This window comes from Streptococcus equi subsp. zooepidemicus (assembly GCF_015689395.1).
GTDB classification, from domain to species: domain Bacteria; phylum Bacillota; class Bacilli; order Lactobacillales; family Streptococcaceae; genus Streptococcus; species Streptococcus equi.
In genome coordinates this window covers 517,450-533,314 of sequence record NZ_CP065054.1, presented here as the reverse complement: position 1 = coordinate 533,314, position 15,865 = coordinate 517,450, and the positions used below count along the sequence as shown (strand labels likewise).

General features: G+C 43.5%; 14 protein-coding genes. 2 read left to right on the top strand and 12 right to left on the bottom strand.

Annotated features, from left to right (window positions below; genetic code table 11):
• Positions 1–182 precede the first annotated feature (182 nt).
• A protein-coding gene (locus tag I2432_RS02640) for an IS3 family transposase (protein ID WP_206158698.1) occupies positions 183–1,753 on the top strand; the annotation gives its coding sequence in 2 pieces (ribosomal slippage) (positions 183–828 and positions 828–1,753; 1,572 coding nt in all).
• 427 nt (positions 1,754–2,180) lie between these two features.
• On the opposite strand, the gene I2432_RS02635 is transcribed toward I2432_RS02640, so the two are convergent.
• From I2432_RS02635 to I2432_RS02605, 7 genes are all read right to left on the bottom strand, one after another.
• The gene (locus I2432_RS02635) at positions 2,181–3,149 is read right to left on the bottom strand and encodes a substrate-binding domain-containing protein (protein ID WP_012515121.1); all 969 of its coding nucleotides are present in this window, start codon (positions 3,147–3,149) and stop codon (positions 2,181–2,183) included.
• A gap of 14 nt (positions 3,150–3,163) precedes the next feature.
• Positions 3,164–4,105: an ABC transporter permease subunit gene (locus tag I2432_RS02630; protein ID WP_012515120.1), complete on the bottom strand. Its 942-nt coding sequence runs from the start codon at positions 4,103–4,105 to the stop codon at positions 3,164–3,166.
• Position 4,106: 1 nt separating this feature from the next.
• Complete coding sequence (locus I2432_RS02625; RefSeq protein WP_206156390.1) at positions 4,107–5,585, bottom strand: sugar ABC transporter ATP-binding protein; 1,479 nt, start codon at positions 5,583–5,585, stop codon at positions 4,107–4,109.
• 15 nt (positions 5,586–5,600) lie between these two features.
• Positions 5,601–5,999, bottom strand: a complete 399-nt coding sequence (gene rbsD, locus I2432_RS02620; protein WP_041785314.1) for a D-ribose pyranase — start codon at positions 5,997–5,999, stop codon at positions 5,601–5,603.
• Positions 5,974–6,885: a ribokinase gene (rbsK, locus tag I2432_RS02615; protein ID WP_042670173.1), complete on the bottom strand. Its 912-nt coding sequence runs from the start codon at positions 6,883–6,885 to the stop codon at positions 5,974–5,976. Before rbsK ends, rbsD begins: the two co-directional genes overlap by 26 nt.
• Positions 6,878–7,861, bottom strand: coding sequence for a LacI family DNA-binding transcriptional regulator (locus tag I2432_RS02610; protein WP_043029426.1), 984 nt, complete (start codon positions 7,859–7,861; stop codon positions 6,878–6,880). The genes rbsK and I2432_RS02610 overlap by 8 nt, the downstream gene beginning before the upstream one ends.
• A 270-nt stretch (positions 7,862–8,131) precedes the next feature.
• Entirely contained in the window at positions 8,132–8,974 is an 843-nt protein-coding gene (locus tag I2432_RS02605) for a DegV family protein (RefSeq protein WP_043983767.1), read from the bottom strand.
• A gap of 131 nt (positions 8,975–9,105) precedes the next feature.
• Between I2432_RS02605 and I2432_RS02600 the strand changes: the two genes are divergently transcribed.
• Positions 9,106–9,663, top strand: coding sequence for a TetR/AcrR family transcriptional regulator (locus tag I2432_RS02600; protein ID WP_012515113.1), 558 nt, complete (start codon positions 9,106–9,108; stop codon positions 9,661–9,663).
• A gap of 410 nt (positions 9,664–10,073) precedes the next feature.
• Here the strand turns inward: I2432_RS02600 and I2432_RS02595 are convergent, their stop codons facing one another.
• The 5 genes from I2432_RS02595 to I2432_RS02575 all read right to left on the bottom strand — a co-directional run bounded on the left by I2432_RS02595 (position 10,074) and on the right by I2432_RS02575 (position 15,865).
• Positions 10,074–10,898, bottom strand: coding sequence for a Cof-type HAD-IIB family hydrolase (locus tag I2432_RS02595; protein ID WP_043029425.1), 825 nt, complete (start codon positions 10,896–10,898; stop codon positions 10,074–10,076).
• A gap of 4 nt (positions 10,899–10,902) precedes the next feature.
• Positions 10,903–11,517, bottom strand: a complete 615-nt coding sequence (locus I2432_RS02590; RefSeq protein WP_012678408.1) for a trimeric intracellular cation channel family protein — start codon at positions 11,515–11,517, stop codon at positions 10,903–10,905.
• 160 nt (positions 11,518–11,677) lie between these two features.
• Positions 11,678–12,553, bottom strand: a complete 876-nt coding sequence (locus tag I2432_RS02585; RefSeq protein WP_206156391.1) for a DUF4300 family protein — start codon at positions 12,551–12,553, stop codon at positions 11,678–11,680.
• Positions 12,554–12,763: 210 nt separating this feature from the next.
• On the bottom strand, positions 12,764–14,173 hold the full coding sequence (gene lacG, locus I2432_RS02580) for a 6-phospho-beta-galactosidase (protein WP_206156392.1): 1,410 nt from the start codon (positions 14,171–14,173) through the stop codon (positions 12,764–12,766).
• Positions 14,174–14,182: 9 nt separating this feature from the next.
• Positions 14,183–15,865, bottom strand: coding sequence for a lactose-specific PTS transporter subunit EIIC (locus I2432_RS02575; protein ID WP_111692241.1), 1,683 nt, complete (start codon positions 15,863–15,865; stop codon positions 14,183–14,185).

Below are 15,865 nucleotides of genomic sequence, written 5' to 3'. Positions count from 1 at the left end.
GATTGGGGATCAGTAGATAGGGCTAATAGCCAATTATACCAAGAGCAGTTCCAATAAAAGAGCAGCTCATAAAGGTTAAAGCCCTCTAAGCTGCAAAAAAGCTGGGCCCAAGTGATATACTCCCCTTATAGTGGACAGTGAAAAAACAAAAATTCACTAGAAACTATAGGAGGAGTTTTCATATGTCCAAGAGAAGCCCAAAATCAGTAGAAGAAAAGTTAGAGCTTGTACAGCTGTATCAAGAACAAGGAGTATCTATTTCAACCTTAGTTAGTTCTTATGGAGTGGCTAGTACAACTATCAAGAAGTGGATTAGAAAATACGAAAACTCAGGCATAGATGGTCTTAAAGAAAGTCGAACTTGGAAACAATACAGTAAAAAATTGAAGGAACAAGCTGTACAAGACTATTTAAACAACTTAGGAAGTTTAGAGACGATTATTGAGACATATCATATTTCTAGTCAAAGTGTTCTCAAACGTTGGATAAACCAGTATACTAGTGATAAAGCATTACAAACCACTAGTAAAGGACTAAGTCGTATGAAGCAAGGACGAAAAACCACTTTTGAAGAACGTGTTGAGATTGTCAACTTCACCATTGCTCATGATAAGGACTATCAAGCAGCTATTGAAAAATACGGTATTTCTTACCAACAAGTTTATTCATGGGTAAGAAAGTTTGAGAAGGACGGTAGCCAAGGACTTCTAGACCGCAGAGGGAAAGGGTTAGAAAGTAAGCTTAACCTTACTCCGGAAGAAGAGTTACAGCTTAAAATCAAACAGTTAGAGGAACGCAATCGTTACCTTGAAATGGAGGTAGGATTGCTAAAAAAGTTAGAAGAAATCAGACGCAGAAACCGACGGTAAGAATCGGACGTTACTTAGAAGAATTTCAAGCTATTAAAGATTATTCCGATAAGCATAGTGAAGCTTCTATTAGCCAGTTATGCCAATTGATTGGTGTATCTCGATCAGGTTATTATAAGTGGCTTAATCACAAAGAGACGACATCTGAGGAGACAAATCGAACACTATTAAAAACCATAAAGGAACTTCATACCAAACGCAAGGGAATTTTAGGGTATCGTCGAATGACGCGAGCTGTCAATCGGAAACTTGGAACAACTTATAACAAGAAGCGAATTCGTCGCCTAATGCGCATTCTTGGTATCTCCTCAATTATCCGTCGTTCTCGTGGTTATTGCACGAAAACCAGTTTTGTGAATATCGAAGAGAACATTCTCAATAGAGAATTTGCAGCTCATGCCCCTAATCAAAAATGGTGTACAGATGTGACTTTCTTACAGTATGGACGAGGTTGTAAGGCTTATTTAAGTGCTATTAAAGACCTTTATGACGGCTCTATCGTAGCTTACCATATCAGTAAGCACAATGATAATCCACTTGTTATGGAAACTCTAAGAAAGGCAATAGAGATTAACTCAGGAGCCACACCATTGCTTCATAGTGATAGAGGCTCCCAATACACGTCGCGGGAATATCGCATGGTAACAACACAGTATCAGATGACACGTTCAATGTCACGAGTTGGTAAATGCATTGACAATGCCCCAATTGAGAGCTTCTTTGGTCACTTTAAGACGGAGTGTTATGACTTGAAGGATTACAAGACGTTTGAGGAGTTAGTTTATGATATTGATGACTATATCTATTTTTACAATAACGAACGATTTCAAGAGAAGCACAACGGCCTTGCCCCTCTTGAAGTGAGGAACAAGGCCGTTGCTTAATCTTTTATTATTTCATTGTCTACTTGACAGGGAGCAGTTCAAAGCGGCTCCAGCTTTTTTTACTCTTTTGAGGGGGCCATTAATCAAGCAAGCAGGCTTGAACAAAAAAGGGGTAGCAAAAAACGTCAGAAGATCTCTATCTTACCATCTCTACTAATCAAACCACCTCAGTAAGCATCACTACCAGCCGACTAGCAGTATGATATCTTTTAAGCTAGACTGCCCCAAATGCTTAGGGGCTTCTGTCTATCTTTTTTCACGATAGCTAGCTTGAAATCAGCTTAATAGCCATTAATAGGCAAGAGGTCGTAGCTCTGAACTAACAGCTACCTGTCCACCAGACAAGCAGCTATTTTTGATGCTTCTGCTGACCAGCTAAGTTCGCAAGCCTTCTCTAAAAGGGTCTGCTAGATAGCTACTAGCTCTATTACCAGTTGTACTTATCAACATTTTCTTTTGTTACAAGGTAGATAGGAGATACTGTTTCCTTGTCAATAGCCTTACCCTGATAGTGGTCAACAGCTGCTTGAATGGCAATCTCACCCATCTTGGCCGGCTGTTGAGCAATAGTGGCTGTGAGATCACCTTTTTCAATAGCCTGATGAGCATCTGGCTGACCATCAATACCAACAATAAGGACATTTTTCAGACCAGCAGCCTTCACAGCCTGAGCAGCTCCTAGCGCCATTTCATCATTTTGAGCAAAAATAACTTGAACATCTTTATTAGCCTGTATCATGTTTTGAGCTGTATTAAGAGCTTTTGCACGATCAAAGCCTGCTGACTGACTAGACAAAACTGTCAAGTGTTCTTTTGCAATGCTATTAAAGCCATTGCCTCTATCAACAGTAGCTGAAGCTCCTGGAACACCTGACAATTCAAAAGTCTTGGCCTTATCACCAAGCTTTTTGACAATAAAATCAGCTGCCATTTTACCTGCTTCTACGTTGTCAGAAGCAACGGTTGTCAAGACCTCACCGCCATTGCTGCCTCGGTCAATCAAGATGACTGGGATATGAGCAGTATTTGCCGCCTTAATAACGGGGACAATCGCATCTGAATCAACTGGATTGATGAGAAGGGCATCCACCCGTTGACTGATAAAGTTTTGCACATCATCTGCTTGACGAGCAGCATCGTCTTGAGCGTCTGCAACCTTGATAGCGACACCAGTTTTCTTGGCAGCCTTATCAAGACCGTCCTTCATGGCCACAAAATAAGGGTTGTTAGTTGTCGAAATGGAAACTCCGAGCTTCAAATCCTTGGCTTCCTTTTTAGTGGTCTCTTTGGTTGATTCTGATGATGACCCACCTAGACCAGTCTTGCCACAAGCACCAAGTACAAGCACCATTGAGAGAATAAGGGCTAAAAAGCCTAGTTTTTTACCAAATGTCATTTGTTAGCCTCCTTTTATTTTGCTACTTTAAAACGATCAAGTAAGACAGCAATCAGAATAACGATCCCCTTGACAACCTGCTGCCAGAATGCAGACACACCAATAATATTCAAGCCATTGTTTAGCACACCAATGATCAAAGCACCAATCAAGGTTCCCCAAATACGGCCCTTACCTCCTGAGAGAGAGGTCCCTCCCAAGACAACCGCAGCAATAGCGTCCATTTCATAGCTAGCACCCGCTGTTGGCTGGGCTGAGCTAAGGCGTGATGTGATAATCAATCCAGATAGCGATGCCATCATGCCTGAAATGGTATAAATAATGATTTTGACCTTATTCAACTTAATGCCTGAGATATACGCTGCTTTTTCATTTCCTCCCAGTGCGTAGACAGCTTTACCAAAGGCTGTTTTATGTAGCAAGATAGCCAATATCACAAAAACAAGAAACATGAGAATCACAGGAAAGGGAATCCCAACAATATAGCCCTGCCCCAAAAATTGGAAAAGAAAGCTATCACTAAGTCCCTTTGTCACTGGATTTCCATTGGTATAAACCAAGGTAGCTCCACGAAAAATCGTCATGGTGGCCAAGGTGACAATAAAGGGTGCTAATTTCCCATAAGCAATCAGTAAGCCATTTAGCATGCCAAAGAGCCCACCCAAGCAGATGGCTAGCACAATTGCGACAGGAACAGGAAGGCCACCACCAATCAAGCCTGCTGCAAGTGCACTTGATAAAGCCAAACTTGATCCGACAGACAGGTCTATCCCACCTGTTAGAATCACAAAGGTCATGCCAAAGGCAATAAACCCATTAGCTGTTACCTGTAGTAATAAATTCAATAAATTGTTAGTGGTTAAAAAGCTTGGATTGATAATGGTTATCACGATCATCAAGCCCACCAGCGCTATCAGAGTTGTTAACTCTGACATGTATTTCATAGCCTGCTTCACCTTACTTACCTCCTGTTGCTAGCTGCATTACCTTTTCTTGAGTGGCTTCTCCTCGACTAAGTTCTCCAGTGATTCTCCCTTCATGCATAACCACGATCCGATCACTAACCCCAAGAACCTCTGGCAAATCAGAGGAGACTAGTACAATCGGAACACCTCTATCAGCTAACTCATTCATTAGCTGATAAATCTCACGTTTGGCACCAACATCAACACCTCTGGTTGGCTCATCTAAAATCAGCACCTTAGGTGCAATGCCAATCCATTTAGCAAGAACCACCTTCTGCTGATTACCTCCAGAGAGGTTGCCAACAACCATCTCTGGCCTTCCTGATTTGATCCGCAGGCGGTCAATCATTTTTTGAACAAAATCACGACTGGTCTTGTCATCAAAAAAGCCATTCTTGCTAAAGTCTTTGTGGCTTGGAAGGGTCATATTGTCCTTGATGGAAAAATCAAGAATTAACCCCTCCTCCTTACGATCCTCTGTTAAAAAGCCAATACCTGCCCTGATTGCCTGTACCGGATTAGTCACCTGAATGTCTTGGCCATTAAGTCTGATTCGTCCAGCTGTCCTCTTATCTAGACCAAAGATTGCTCTCATCACTTCTGTCCTACCAGCACCCATCAAGCCTGAAAAACCAAGAATTTCACCCCCTCGAACCTGAAATGAAATGTCCTTGAAGCACTCACCAGATAAGTTCTCCACTTCAAAGACCAGCTCTCCAAGCTCAGCTGCTTTTGCTGGGTAGTAATCATCAATGTCACGACCGACCATTTTTTTTACCAGCTCAGCTGGATTAGTCTCAGCTGTTGGCTTTGTGTCAACAACAATGCCATCACGCATCACAGTGATCAGATCTGTCACCCTAAAAATCTCCTCCATCCGGTGAGAGATATAAACAATGCCTACCCCTTCTTTTTTCAAGCTGGCTATCATTTGAAAAAGACTTTCTGTCTCACGATCTGTTAAGGCGGCTGTGGGCTCGTCCATGACCAATAAAGACACCTCTGACAACAGGCTCTTGGCAATCTCAATCATCTGCTGCTGACCAACAGACAAGCTCCCAATCGGTAAATCAAGTGGAATAGAAATCCCCAAGCGGTCAAAGGCACGCTTTGCCTTTTCCTTCATTGCTTTTTGGTCTAAAAGGCCAAAGGTTCCCTTGATTTCACGTCCAAGAAAGAGGTTGTCAAGCACCGTCATATCAGGCCAGGTGTTCATCTCCTGGTGAATAAAGCTAATCCCAAATGCCTCTGCTTCTTGGGGATTGGAGAATTGCTTTTCAACACCATCAATGACAATGGTTCCTGAGCTAGCTGGAAAAAGCCCGGTTAGAATATTCATCAGGGTAGATTTTCCTGCACCATTTTCTCCCATTAAAGCATGAACTTGGCCTGAATGCAGCACCAGATCTATTTTTTCTAGCACCTTATTGCTCCCAAAGGATTTAGAAATGGCAGTCATTTCAATTTTCATGGTTCTACCTCCCTTCTAAATAGTAACTCCTGATTGTAAAATGATGTTTGAATAAGGTGTATCCTCTCCTGTTCGGATAACTGCCTTAACGGATTTGTTAAGCGCTTTCAACTCTTCGTGACTGACATATTCAACAGCTACTGTGTCATCTAATTGTGTCAAAATAGCTGCTAGCTGATCTGGATTAGCTGTCTTTATTTCCTCAGCAAGAATCACCTTCTCAATCACCACATGCTCAAGATACATGCCTAACACGTCCTGAAAACTTGGCAGACCACGCTTAAGTGCCAGATCAATCTTCGGGACTCCTACAGGAACCGGCAGCCCCAAATCTCCAATGCAGACACGATCAGTATGTCCTAAATCGGCAGCCAGCTTAGCTACATCGCTATTTAAAATCCCATGCTTTTTCATATGCTTCATGCTCCTTCATTTCTTCTAGCCTTGGCATGCCCCCTTGGGCACCAAATTGTTGGACAGATAGGTGAGAAGCCAAGGTCGCAAAGCGTAAGGCTGCCGCTGTATTTAGCCCATGTGAGATCGCAAGACCAAAGGCACCATTAAAAGTATCACCTGCTCCAGTGGTATCAACCGCCTCTGCCTTGATAGCTGGAATCACATGAATAGCCTTACCATCACAATAAGCAGCTCCCCTAATCCCGAGTGTCACGATTAGCTTGTTGGGATAGGTCCTTAGAGCCTCTTCAAGGCTCAGCTCTGGGAATAGATCCTGACATTCATGCTCATTTGGGGTAACGTAGTCTACAAAAGTCAACAGGTCTAAGTCTGTTTCACGAGCTGGTGCAGGATTGTAGAGGACCTTGATGCCACGCTCATGACAATAACGAGCAATAGCCAGATTAGCCTCATGGGGAATCTCATTTTGCAGGATCACCAGGTCTGCTGCCGCTAACACCTCCCACTCCGCCTGCCATGTCCTGGTATCTACTTGACCATTAGCCCCCGGGCAATAAATAATGCGATTATCATGATTGAAAATGGTAATCTGGGCAATTCCACTAGATAATGGTACCGTTCCCACATACTCCACAGAAACACCATTCTTTTTGAGGTTGTCAAGCAAGAGTGGCCCAAAGGAATCCTGCCCAACAGCTCCTAACATGGTAATTCTATCACTGTCTAAGCTCAGCCGTCCTACAGCGACAGCCTGATTGGCTCCTTTACCACCAGGAACCATAGAAAAGGCTTCTCCAATGACCGTTTCTCCCTCCTTAGCAATCCGCTTAGTTTCCATGACAAGGTCCATAGAAATGCTACCAATAATCACAATATTACTCATGCTTTCTCCTTATTGTTTCGCGTTCCACATAGTGAACGGGTAATTTTATGCGCTTTTCATCAATCGGAAGCTGGTTGGTAATCTGATAAACCAATTCAGCGGCCTTATAGCCCAGCAAGTAAGAGGATTGATGAATGGTTGAAAGTGATGGATAAATAAACTGACTCATCAAAATATCATCGTAGCCCATCACCTGAACATCTTCTGGAATCCTTTTACCACAGGAATGAAGCTCATGAATGTAAGCAATGGCATGGATATCTGATGGTGCAATGACACTATCCAAATCTGGAAAATCAGCCAGGGCCTGCTTGGCTTCGTCTTGAATGGCTTCAAAGTCAAAGCTACTACTATCGCAAATAGACGTCCGAACACCAGCCTCCTGAAGGTAGGTTAGGCTAGCTTCAAAACGCTCGTGCAGGTTTTCAGCATCATCTAGCGGCCCTCGGATAAGAAGAATATGATCAGCACCCGACTCACAAACCTTCTGGGCAGCCAGTCGCCCACCCTCTTCATTGTCTGAAAAGACACCAAATTGGGTTTCTTGATTGACCCGGTCAACCACCACAATTGGAATGTCAATCTCCGGGTGAGTCTTGGTAAAGTCATGTGTCGTAATAATGCCAGCCGCATTACTTTGTCGCATGACATTAAGATACTCCTCCTCCAAGACTGGATTGTCTGAGAGATTTCCCAGCATGACTCGGTAGCCCTTTTCCTTCAAAAAGGTCTCAGCCCCTCTAGCCAAGCGAGGGAAAAAAGGGTTAGAAATATCCGGCAGAAGTAAGCCCACCAGCTGGTTTTTCTTGGTTTTTAAGGATTGAGCAGACAGATTTGGACTGTAGTGCAGCTTTTCAATAGCTGCCTTAATCCTATCTCTTGCCTCCTCACTGACATAGCCTTTTTGTGAAATGTAGCGTGAAACTGTTGACTTTGATAAACCAGCTTCCTTGGCTACCTGTTTAATTGTCACCATAAGTCTTATCACCTTCTTTTTTGTGGAACCGTTCTCATGTTGTTATTGTAACCGTTTTCTAAATCACTGTCAATACTTTTCCCCATTTTATTTTGTGACTCTTAAGAACAGTTAAAAAATCAAGCAACCAAAATACCCCAAGAATTAGACAAGACCTCTAACCTTGGGGTGCAAAGCTACACGAGCTAGGTTTTAAACACTGACATAACAAGCAACTGCCCAGACAGGCTCAGCTACCAGCAGCATTTGCTGCTTTTGGACTAATAGGCCTTAAACCTCATAGCCCATGAGAAGCCCTTCAGCTTCTGCATAGAAGCTGCATAGGCCTGAGGCTGGGCTGGTTTGAATCTCTGCTTCTGGGTAAATCGCTCTAATTTTTTCTGTAATCTGTTCACAGATCTTAGGGTTTTTGGCATGGGAGATAAAGACTCGCCCTCCCTTATAACCTGCCTTTTGAATCTCTTCTAAAACAGCTGACACTGCCTTTTTTTGACCTCTGGCCTTTTGAAGCAGCTCAAGCGTGCCTTCCTTACTTGCCTGTCCTACCATTCTGATGTTTAATAAGCCAATCACCTTACCAATGAGCTTATTCAGGCGGCCATTTTTAACCAGATTATCAACCTTAGCCAGCACAAAAACAAGCCTAGTCTTTTCCTGATAAGCTGTAATTTTCTCAACGACCTCATCAAAAGAGAGCCCCTGATTGATCAACCGCTCTAGCTCTAACACAATCAAATCCATCTCACCACCTGCTGACAAAGAGTCAATCACGTGAATGTTTGCGTTCGGATTTTCCTCAAGCAAATCATTTTGAGCTAATCTAGCACTATTGTGACTGCCTGATAGCGTACCGGTAATGGTAATGGCAATGACATTATCTGCTCCCCTGTAGGCTTGTAAAAAAGCATCAGGACTTGGGCAGCTTGAGGTTGCTGGCTTAGAGGACTGATACATAGTCTCCATCATTTGATCAATATCTAGACCATCATCATCTCTAAAAATATCTGAACCAATCTGTAGGGTTAGCGGCACACGCTCAAAGCGCAGGTGATTGGATTGGCTTTTTAGGGCTCTAATATCGCAGCCTGAATCCGATACAATTTTCCAGGTCATTCGTTTTCCTCTTTTCCTTCATAGTCTGTTTTGGTTGACAAAGTAAGCATTTTCCCATAAAATTATATCATCACTAGCTAGGCTTTTGCTAGCTAAACGACATCAGATGTAACACTTGAAAGGTATTTGTAATGGCTGGTAAACCAATTTCTAAACAGTCCCTTCAAAATTTAGCCCACTGCAATCAGGAATCCAGACGGTTAACACGAGAAGCTATTGAAATTGCTCTGCTTAGCTTACTAGAAAAGAAGCCCTTAGGACACATTACCATTTCAGAATTGGTAGCTAGAGCTGGGGTTTCAAGAAATGCTTTTTACCGCAATTACAGCTCAAAAGAGGATATTCTTGAGTGTCTGTTGACTTCTGTTATCAGACGTATCTTTCGTGGACTGAAGGCCTTTGATCTAAAGACACAAGCCTATCAGGCATGGCTTTATCTGTTTACAGAGGCCAAAAAAGAAGCGACGCTGCTTAGTATTATCTTTAACCATCACCTGCAGCAGCTCTTGACGCAGATGGTTACTAAGCGTTTGAGAGCCTACCAAAAGTGGCAGGAAAAAAAGCTGTCTCACTACGCACTGCTCTTTTGGAGCAACGCTATTGTCTCTGTCCTTTCCAATTGGATTTCTGATGATATGGTTGTTCCTGCCGAGGAGATGGCTGCTATGGGGCTGCCCTTATTAGCCTAGTTGTCTCTAGATCACCTATAGCTCCTAGACAACTTCCCAAGAAACCAAGCTTGCACCATCAGACAGGACGCTTAGCTGGCTTGACTTAAGCACTGGCACTGCCTACCAAGATATGTACTAGCCCTACTACAGGCAAGGTGTGACTTGTCGCTCGCTGTTGTGCAGAGGCTTAAAGGCTCTTACTTTTAGCCAAGCCATAAAAAAAGACTGAAGAGGCTGACGAGATTAGCCTGTTCTTCAATCCAGAACCTCCTTTGTTGGAGGTTTTTTCGTGTTTTATTTTTCAGTCGATCTCACACACCTAGGCTTGTGGTGTTCCAAGACAGCTCAGCTCTAGTCAACACCTCTAAAACTGAGCTTATCATCTCTAGCTTTTGGATGCCTGTTCTGACGGGCTGGTTTGACTGTGCTTAAGAGCCCTTTTTCAATGCAAATTGATTAATGGCATGGGCCACACCTGCTTGATCATTGGAGAGGCTTACCTTGTCAGCGACCTTTTTAATGGCCTCATCAGCGTTTCCCATAGCGACACCTAAGCCAGCATAGGCTAACATTTCAAGATCATTTGCTGCATCTCCAATAGCCATCACTTGGTCTGGACGCAGCCTCAGATCAGCGGTTAATTCTTTCAGGGCAGAGGCCTTGGTCACACACTCCGGCATTACCTCTAGTATGGTCTCTTGACTGCGGACCACACTAAAGCTTGCGCTGAGTTTTTCTCTAACAAGAGCCTCAAAAGTATCTAGGGCAGCCTTTTCTCCCATGTACATAGCCTGAAATATGATTTGACTGCTGTTGGATAACTGAGATAGGTTAGTAGCCTTTACCTTTGTAAAAACCAAATCACCATCAGCCTGAACCATATCTGGAACCTTGCTATCTATCACAAGATAATCACGCTCTCCAGTCAGGGTGAGGTAAATATCTGAAAAGGGCTGTGACAGCTGGTAAAGGTGCTCAATAGCTGAAAAGGTCAGGCTTTGATAATGTAGCAGCTCCCAGCTTGGGCTCCTATAGGTGCTACAGCCATTGTTTAAAATAAGGTACTCCTCCTTATCACTCAAGCCTAATTGCTCAAAATACGGCCTTGTCCCAGACTGGGGGCGGCCTGTGCAGAGAACAACTTTTATCCCCTCTTGTGCAGCTGCTTGGATAGCCTTGATATTCTCTTTTGGAATGTGCTTTTTGCTATCCAGCAGGGTACCGTCTAAATCAATTGCTATAAGCTGAATCATCGTATCAGTCCTCTTTCCATTTTATCTTAGGTAGGTGCCATTGTCTTTTGTTGCCAATCATACGCATGACTGTCAATAAAACAACCAGCAAGTAGCATTCAACATTTGAAGTGGCCAGCTTAAAATAAAGCACAAGTGCTGCTATGATAGACCAGCCAGCATAAATCTCACTTCTAAGAACAGTTGGCTTACGGCCTGCCAGGACATCTCTGACAACACCACCGCCTGCTCCTGTAAGAACCGCTGCTACAATAACAGCACTTAAAGGCTGGGCCAGTCGAACAGCATGTAAAGCCCCCTGAACACTAAAGGCTGCAAGCCCAATAGCATCAGTTAGCACCGCTGCTCTGACCCAGCCCTTAGCCACCAGCCTAGGAAACAGCATGATCAGAATAATAGCTATAAAAGCGCAGGCAAATTCTGGTCTTTGTCCCCATAAGGCTTCAATAGGCAGTCCGATCAAGGTATTTCTAATAGCCCCACCACCAAAGGCTGTGACAAAGCCTAGAATAAAAATCCCCAGAACATCAAACTCCTCCTCCATAGCGACAATAGCGCCGGACAAGGCAAAGGCTATCGTTCCAATAATGCTTAAAAGCTCCCACATATCAATTGTCATAACTCACCTAATGCTTCCTAATCCCCTATTAGTCTACCATCTTTTTAATCAAAATATAAGTCAAAATAAGAGCAAGGTCCTCAAAAATCCTACTGATGACCTGTTTTTGTTTGCACCAAAGATTTAGCCCCTATATAGGCTAGGCTCCTAGTAGCAGGAGTTAGGAGCGATAGCTTGCCAAATTCACAGCCTTGTTATTTTCCATGAGAAAGGGTTCTGCTGATGTCTTGGTTTGATAGGTCTTGTATTTATGGTAGAGGTATTGGTAGCAATCCTGTTTTTGATCGAAGAGAATTGCCTGATAGGGCTCTTGGAAGGACAATTTCTCAACAAACAGATACTTGCCCTTATGCTCTACCAGCACTCCCACATGACCAATAAACAAATAATCACCATCTAGCTGATCGTGAATCACAACAGCAAGCATTTTGGCTGGACCATTAAAGCTAACAGCTGAGAAATGCTCTTGCATATGCTTGGCATGCACCTGAATGTCCTTGGTGGCTTCCGTTTTCACCCTTGAAAACAGCTGCTTAAAGCGCTCTGTCTCTGCCTGCGTAAAGAGCTGTCTTGTAGTAATGGCGTCCTCGTCCATAAATAAAAGCGTGTCATCACTGCTGATTGGCTTGATGGCTATCGTGTCCTTTAACAGCATAAAGGTGTTGATCCGGCAATTCGTACCAATAAAGTCACCTTGCTTTTGCAACCACAGCTCATCAATTGCTACCACATCATAATCAGGCTGCTTCTGATAGGTAAAGGCCCCTGTCAAGCCTGTTTTGCCAACTAGGCTATTATATTCTTGGACACCAGCCATAAAGGCATTGACATTAGCTTCCTTCAGCTGATGTGATAGGGCAGCTCTGACCTCCTGCTGGCTCTTTGCACTGTTCATGTTAGATAGGAAAAGACGTCCCTTCTTCTTAGCCTGTGGCTCTTTTTGCTCTTGCTTGGGCTGATCAGACTGGTGAGAAGCCTGGCAAGCCCCAAGAGTTGCCGTAGCAAGGATTAGCAAAGACATCATTACTTTTTTCATCATAACCTCCTTTTTAATGAGTCATTCAAGCTGGTACTCTCCATCATCACCAAATGAGATTATCAGCAGCTGGCAGCTAATACGAGGTTGCTACAACCCACTTGCTATCTCTTTATGTCATGATCTCATCGTTACCAGTATAGCATAAAAAAGAAAAGCACCAGCTCTTGAAGCCTTGCAGCCCTTGTGCCGGTGCTTTTCGTTAGGAGATTACACTGAAATGGTTTTTGTGGTAGCTAGCTGCTGATACCAATAAGCGCTTTTTTTAGGGTAACGCTTTTGGGTTTCAAAATCAACATAGAAGAGGCCATAACGCTTATCATAGCCATTTGACCAAGAAAAGACGTCCATCAAGGACCAGATAAAATAGCCCTTAACATTAGCCCCAGCACCGATAGCGTCTGCAATCACAGCCAAATGCTGCTTGATGTAATCAATTCTAGCGTCATCATCAATCCTGCCATCAATACAGGTATCCTTGTAGCCAAGGCCATTTTCAGTGATATAAATCTTTTTATAGCCTGGATAGTCTGCCTTGATCCGCATGATTTGATCGTAAAGCCCCTGTGGATAGATCATCCAATCCCAGTCTGTACGCGGCACATCAACATCAAACACGCGTTGACCAACCCCCTTTATCTGATATTTGGAGCCGCCTTTTTCTCCCTTGCCATTATGAATGATTTCGGTCTCACCATCAAAAGCACGCAGCCAATCACTCATGTAGTAATTAATCCCAAGAAAATCGTTTAAATCCTTGGCTGCCTGTAATAGCTCAAAATCTTCTGGTCTTAGATCAAGGCTGCCGCCATTTTCAGCAAGAATATGCTTAACACCAGCCATTGTTTTTTCTGAGTATCGCCCTAGGTAGGTAGCATCTAGGATAAATTTATTGTGAATAATATCATCTAGCTCTGCCGCTAGAACATCACCAGGCTTTTTTGGGTCTAGAGGGTATTTTGTTGGCAGCGCATGAACAATACCAATTTCGCCAGGATAAGCCTGTTCCTTGTAGTGCACAAGAGCACGCGCGTGAGCTAGCATCATGTTGTGATGTGATTGAAATACCTTGGCCAAGTCATAACTAATGCCAGGAGGAAATTTCCCGACCAAATACTGTCCATCACCAATCGGTCCAATCTCATTAAAGGTTGTCCAATAGCTCACCTCTGGAAATTCCTTGAAGCAATAAGCAGCATAAGCAACAAAGTGATCAATGTTTTCTCGGTTAAGAAAATCTCCCCTTGAATGAAGCGCTTCTGGCGTGTCAAAATGATGCAGGGTCACAAAGGGCTCAACATGGTGCTTGTGACATTCAGCAAAAAGGCTGTGATAAAAGGCGACACCCTTAGCATTAACCTCGCCAAAGCCCTCTGGAAAAATCCGCGACCAAGCAATGGAAATGCGAATACCATTAATCCCAAATTGCTCAGCCAAGGCCAAATCAACAGGATACTGATGATAAAAATCACTCGCTGGCTCTGCTGTGTACCAATAATTGTCCTTCAAATAACGATCCCAAGCCACTGCTCCCTTACCGTCTATTGTTGTGGCACCCTCAGCCTGATAAGCTGCTGTAGCACCACCAAAAATGAAATCGTCAGGTAATCGTTTGATCATGATGACCTCCTAGTTTTCTAGCTCTCGTTGCACAAAAGCCAAGGCAGCTTGACCATCACGCGTCAGTCTGATGTATTCTGCTCCTTCTGTCTTGGCCAGCTTAATGCCTAGCTTGTCTGTCTCCAGCTTGATGTCCTCATAATTAGAAGCAACCTGCGGAGCTAGGATAACCAGCTGATATTGCGACAATATCTCCCTGTGAGCACCGTAGCTGCCTGCAGCAGCCTTGATTGGTGCTTGGTATTCCTTGGCAGCCTTTGTCAGCGCATTGGCCAAAAGGCCGCTTGTTCCACCACCTGCACAAAGCACAAGGATATTAGCTTCTGCGGTGATTGGTTGGTGCTTTTGAAGAATAGCCTGCGCTTTTTTAGTATCAAAGCTAGCAGCTACCTTATCTGTTAGAGATTGATGAGAGGTATTTCCAGCTATCTCCTCAGCAAGGATTTGCTCATCATAGACCTTTAAGAAAGGATAATAAATCAAAACATCAACAGCAATCAACACAGCAGCAAGGACAAAGGACAGCACCTGAAGGTTCGTTCCTAATACCAAGCCAAGCGGAGCTGGCGTTGTCCAAGGCAGGTTGGCTGTAAAGCTATTCATTCCCAAAACATCAATGAAGAATTTAAAGATCCAAACATTAACAATCGGTGTCAAAATAAAAGGAATAAAGAAAATCGGATTTAACACCAGCGGAGCACCAAAGAGTATCGGCTCATTAACCCCAAAGAACGTAGGCACAACAGAAGCACGTCCAATAGCTCGGTTGCGTTTTGATTTGGTCAGCCACATAAACATAAATGGCACAACAAGAGTGGCTCCCGTACCGCCCATTGTCACAATAAACATTTGCGTACCAGAGGTGAGGATCTTATCAGCATGCTGGCCTGCCTGCAAGAGGTTGAGATTGACCTCAGCATTGGCATAGGTAATCGCTGCAATTGCCGGCTCAACAATGGATGGACCATGAATCCCCACAAACCAAAAGAAGGCATAGGCTCCAAAAATAAGCGTGATTCCCAAATAACCATCTGCAGCCTGAAACAATGGCGCTAATAAGGCACCGATGGACTCAGCAACATTAACACCCAAGGTGTGCTTGACAATCAGCTGCACAAGATAAAGCAAAACAATAGATAAGGTAAATGGGATCAAGTCCTTAAATACCTGTGAAATGTTAGGCGGTACCTCATCAGGCATGCGAATGGTCACATGATTTTTGACACAAAGCTTATAAATGATTACCGTCACAAAGGCAGAAATAAAGGCAGTCAAAAGTCCCTTTGTTCCCATAAAGCCTGTTAGAAGGCCGCCTTCTTTTGCAGGATCAGCAGCCATTAGTAGAAAGCCAACCATTGCAGCAAGCATGGTTGATAAATAATTCATCTGATTGGTAGCTTCTAGCTGACGATTGATCGAGTCAGTCAAGGCCTTGGCTGTTGTCCCCGCAACAAAAAAGCCAAGAATACCCATTGAATAGCTATAAGGCAGCATGAGTAGGGCTTCAACAGACTTACTCCAATGAAAGCCCCAAGCATTTGGAACATAAGCCAGTAAAATAAAGATACTTGAAAACAAAATGACCGGCATACCTGCAATAAAGCCATCACGAATAGCACGTAGGTAAATGTTTCGAGAAATCTTCTCAAATAAAGGCTTTCTCTTTTCAATGTGTTCAATTAGCTTGTTCAT

Excerpts from the sequence above, each read along its gene's own strand:
- I2432_RS02635 (WP_012515121.1), bottom strand. The coding sequence starts at position 3,149 with ATGACATTTGGTAAAAAACTAGGCTTTTTAGCCCTTATTCTCTCAATG.
- I2432_RS02625 (WP_206156390.1), bottom strand. The coding sequence starts at position 5,585 with ATGAAAATTGAAATGACTGCCATTTCTAAATCCTTTGGGAGCAATAAG.
- rbsD (WP_041785314.1), bottom strand. The coding sequence starts at position 5,999 with ATGAAAAAGCATGGGATTTTAAATAGCGATGTAGCTAAGCTGGCTGCC.
- rbsK (WP_042670173.1), bottom strand. The coding sequence starts at position 6,885 with ATGAGTAATATTGTGATTATTGGTAGCATTTCTATGGACCTTGTCATG.
- I2432_RS02610 (WP_043029426.1), bottom strand. The coding sequence starts at position 7,861 with ATGGTGACAATTAAACAGGTAGCCAAGGAAGCTGGTTTATCAAAGTCA.
- I2432_RS02605 (WP_043983767.1), bottom strand. The coding sequence starts at position 8,974 with ATGACCTGGAAAATTGTATCGGATTCAGGCTGCGATATTAGAGCCCTA.
- I2432_RS02600 (WP_012515113.1), top strand. The coding sequence starts at position 9,106 with ATGGCTGGTAAACCAATTTCTAAACAGTCCCTTCAAAATTTAGCCCAC.
- I2432_RS02595 (WP_043029425.1), bottom strand. The coding sequence starts at position 10,898 with ATGATTCAGCTTATAGCAATTGATTTAGACGGTACCCTGCTGGATAGC.
- I2432_RS02590 (WP_012678408.1), bottom strand. The coding sequence starts at position 11,517 with ATGACAATTGATATGTGGGAGCTTTTAAGCATTATTGGAACGATAGCC.
- I2432_RS02585 (WP_206156391.1), bottom strand. The coding sequence starts at position 12,553 with ATGAAAAAAGTAATGATGTCTTTGCTAATCCTTGCTACGGCAACTCTT.
- lacG (WP_206156392.1), bottom strand. The coding sequence starts at position 14,173 with ATGATCAAACGATTACCTGACGATTTCATTTTTGGTGGTGCTACAGCA.
- I2432_RS02575 (WP_111692241.1), bottom strand. The coding sequence starts at position 15,865 with ATGAACAAGCTAATTGAACACATTGAAAAGAGAAAGCCTTTATTTGAG.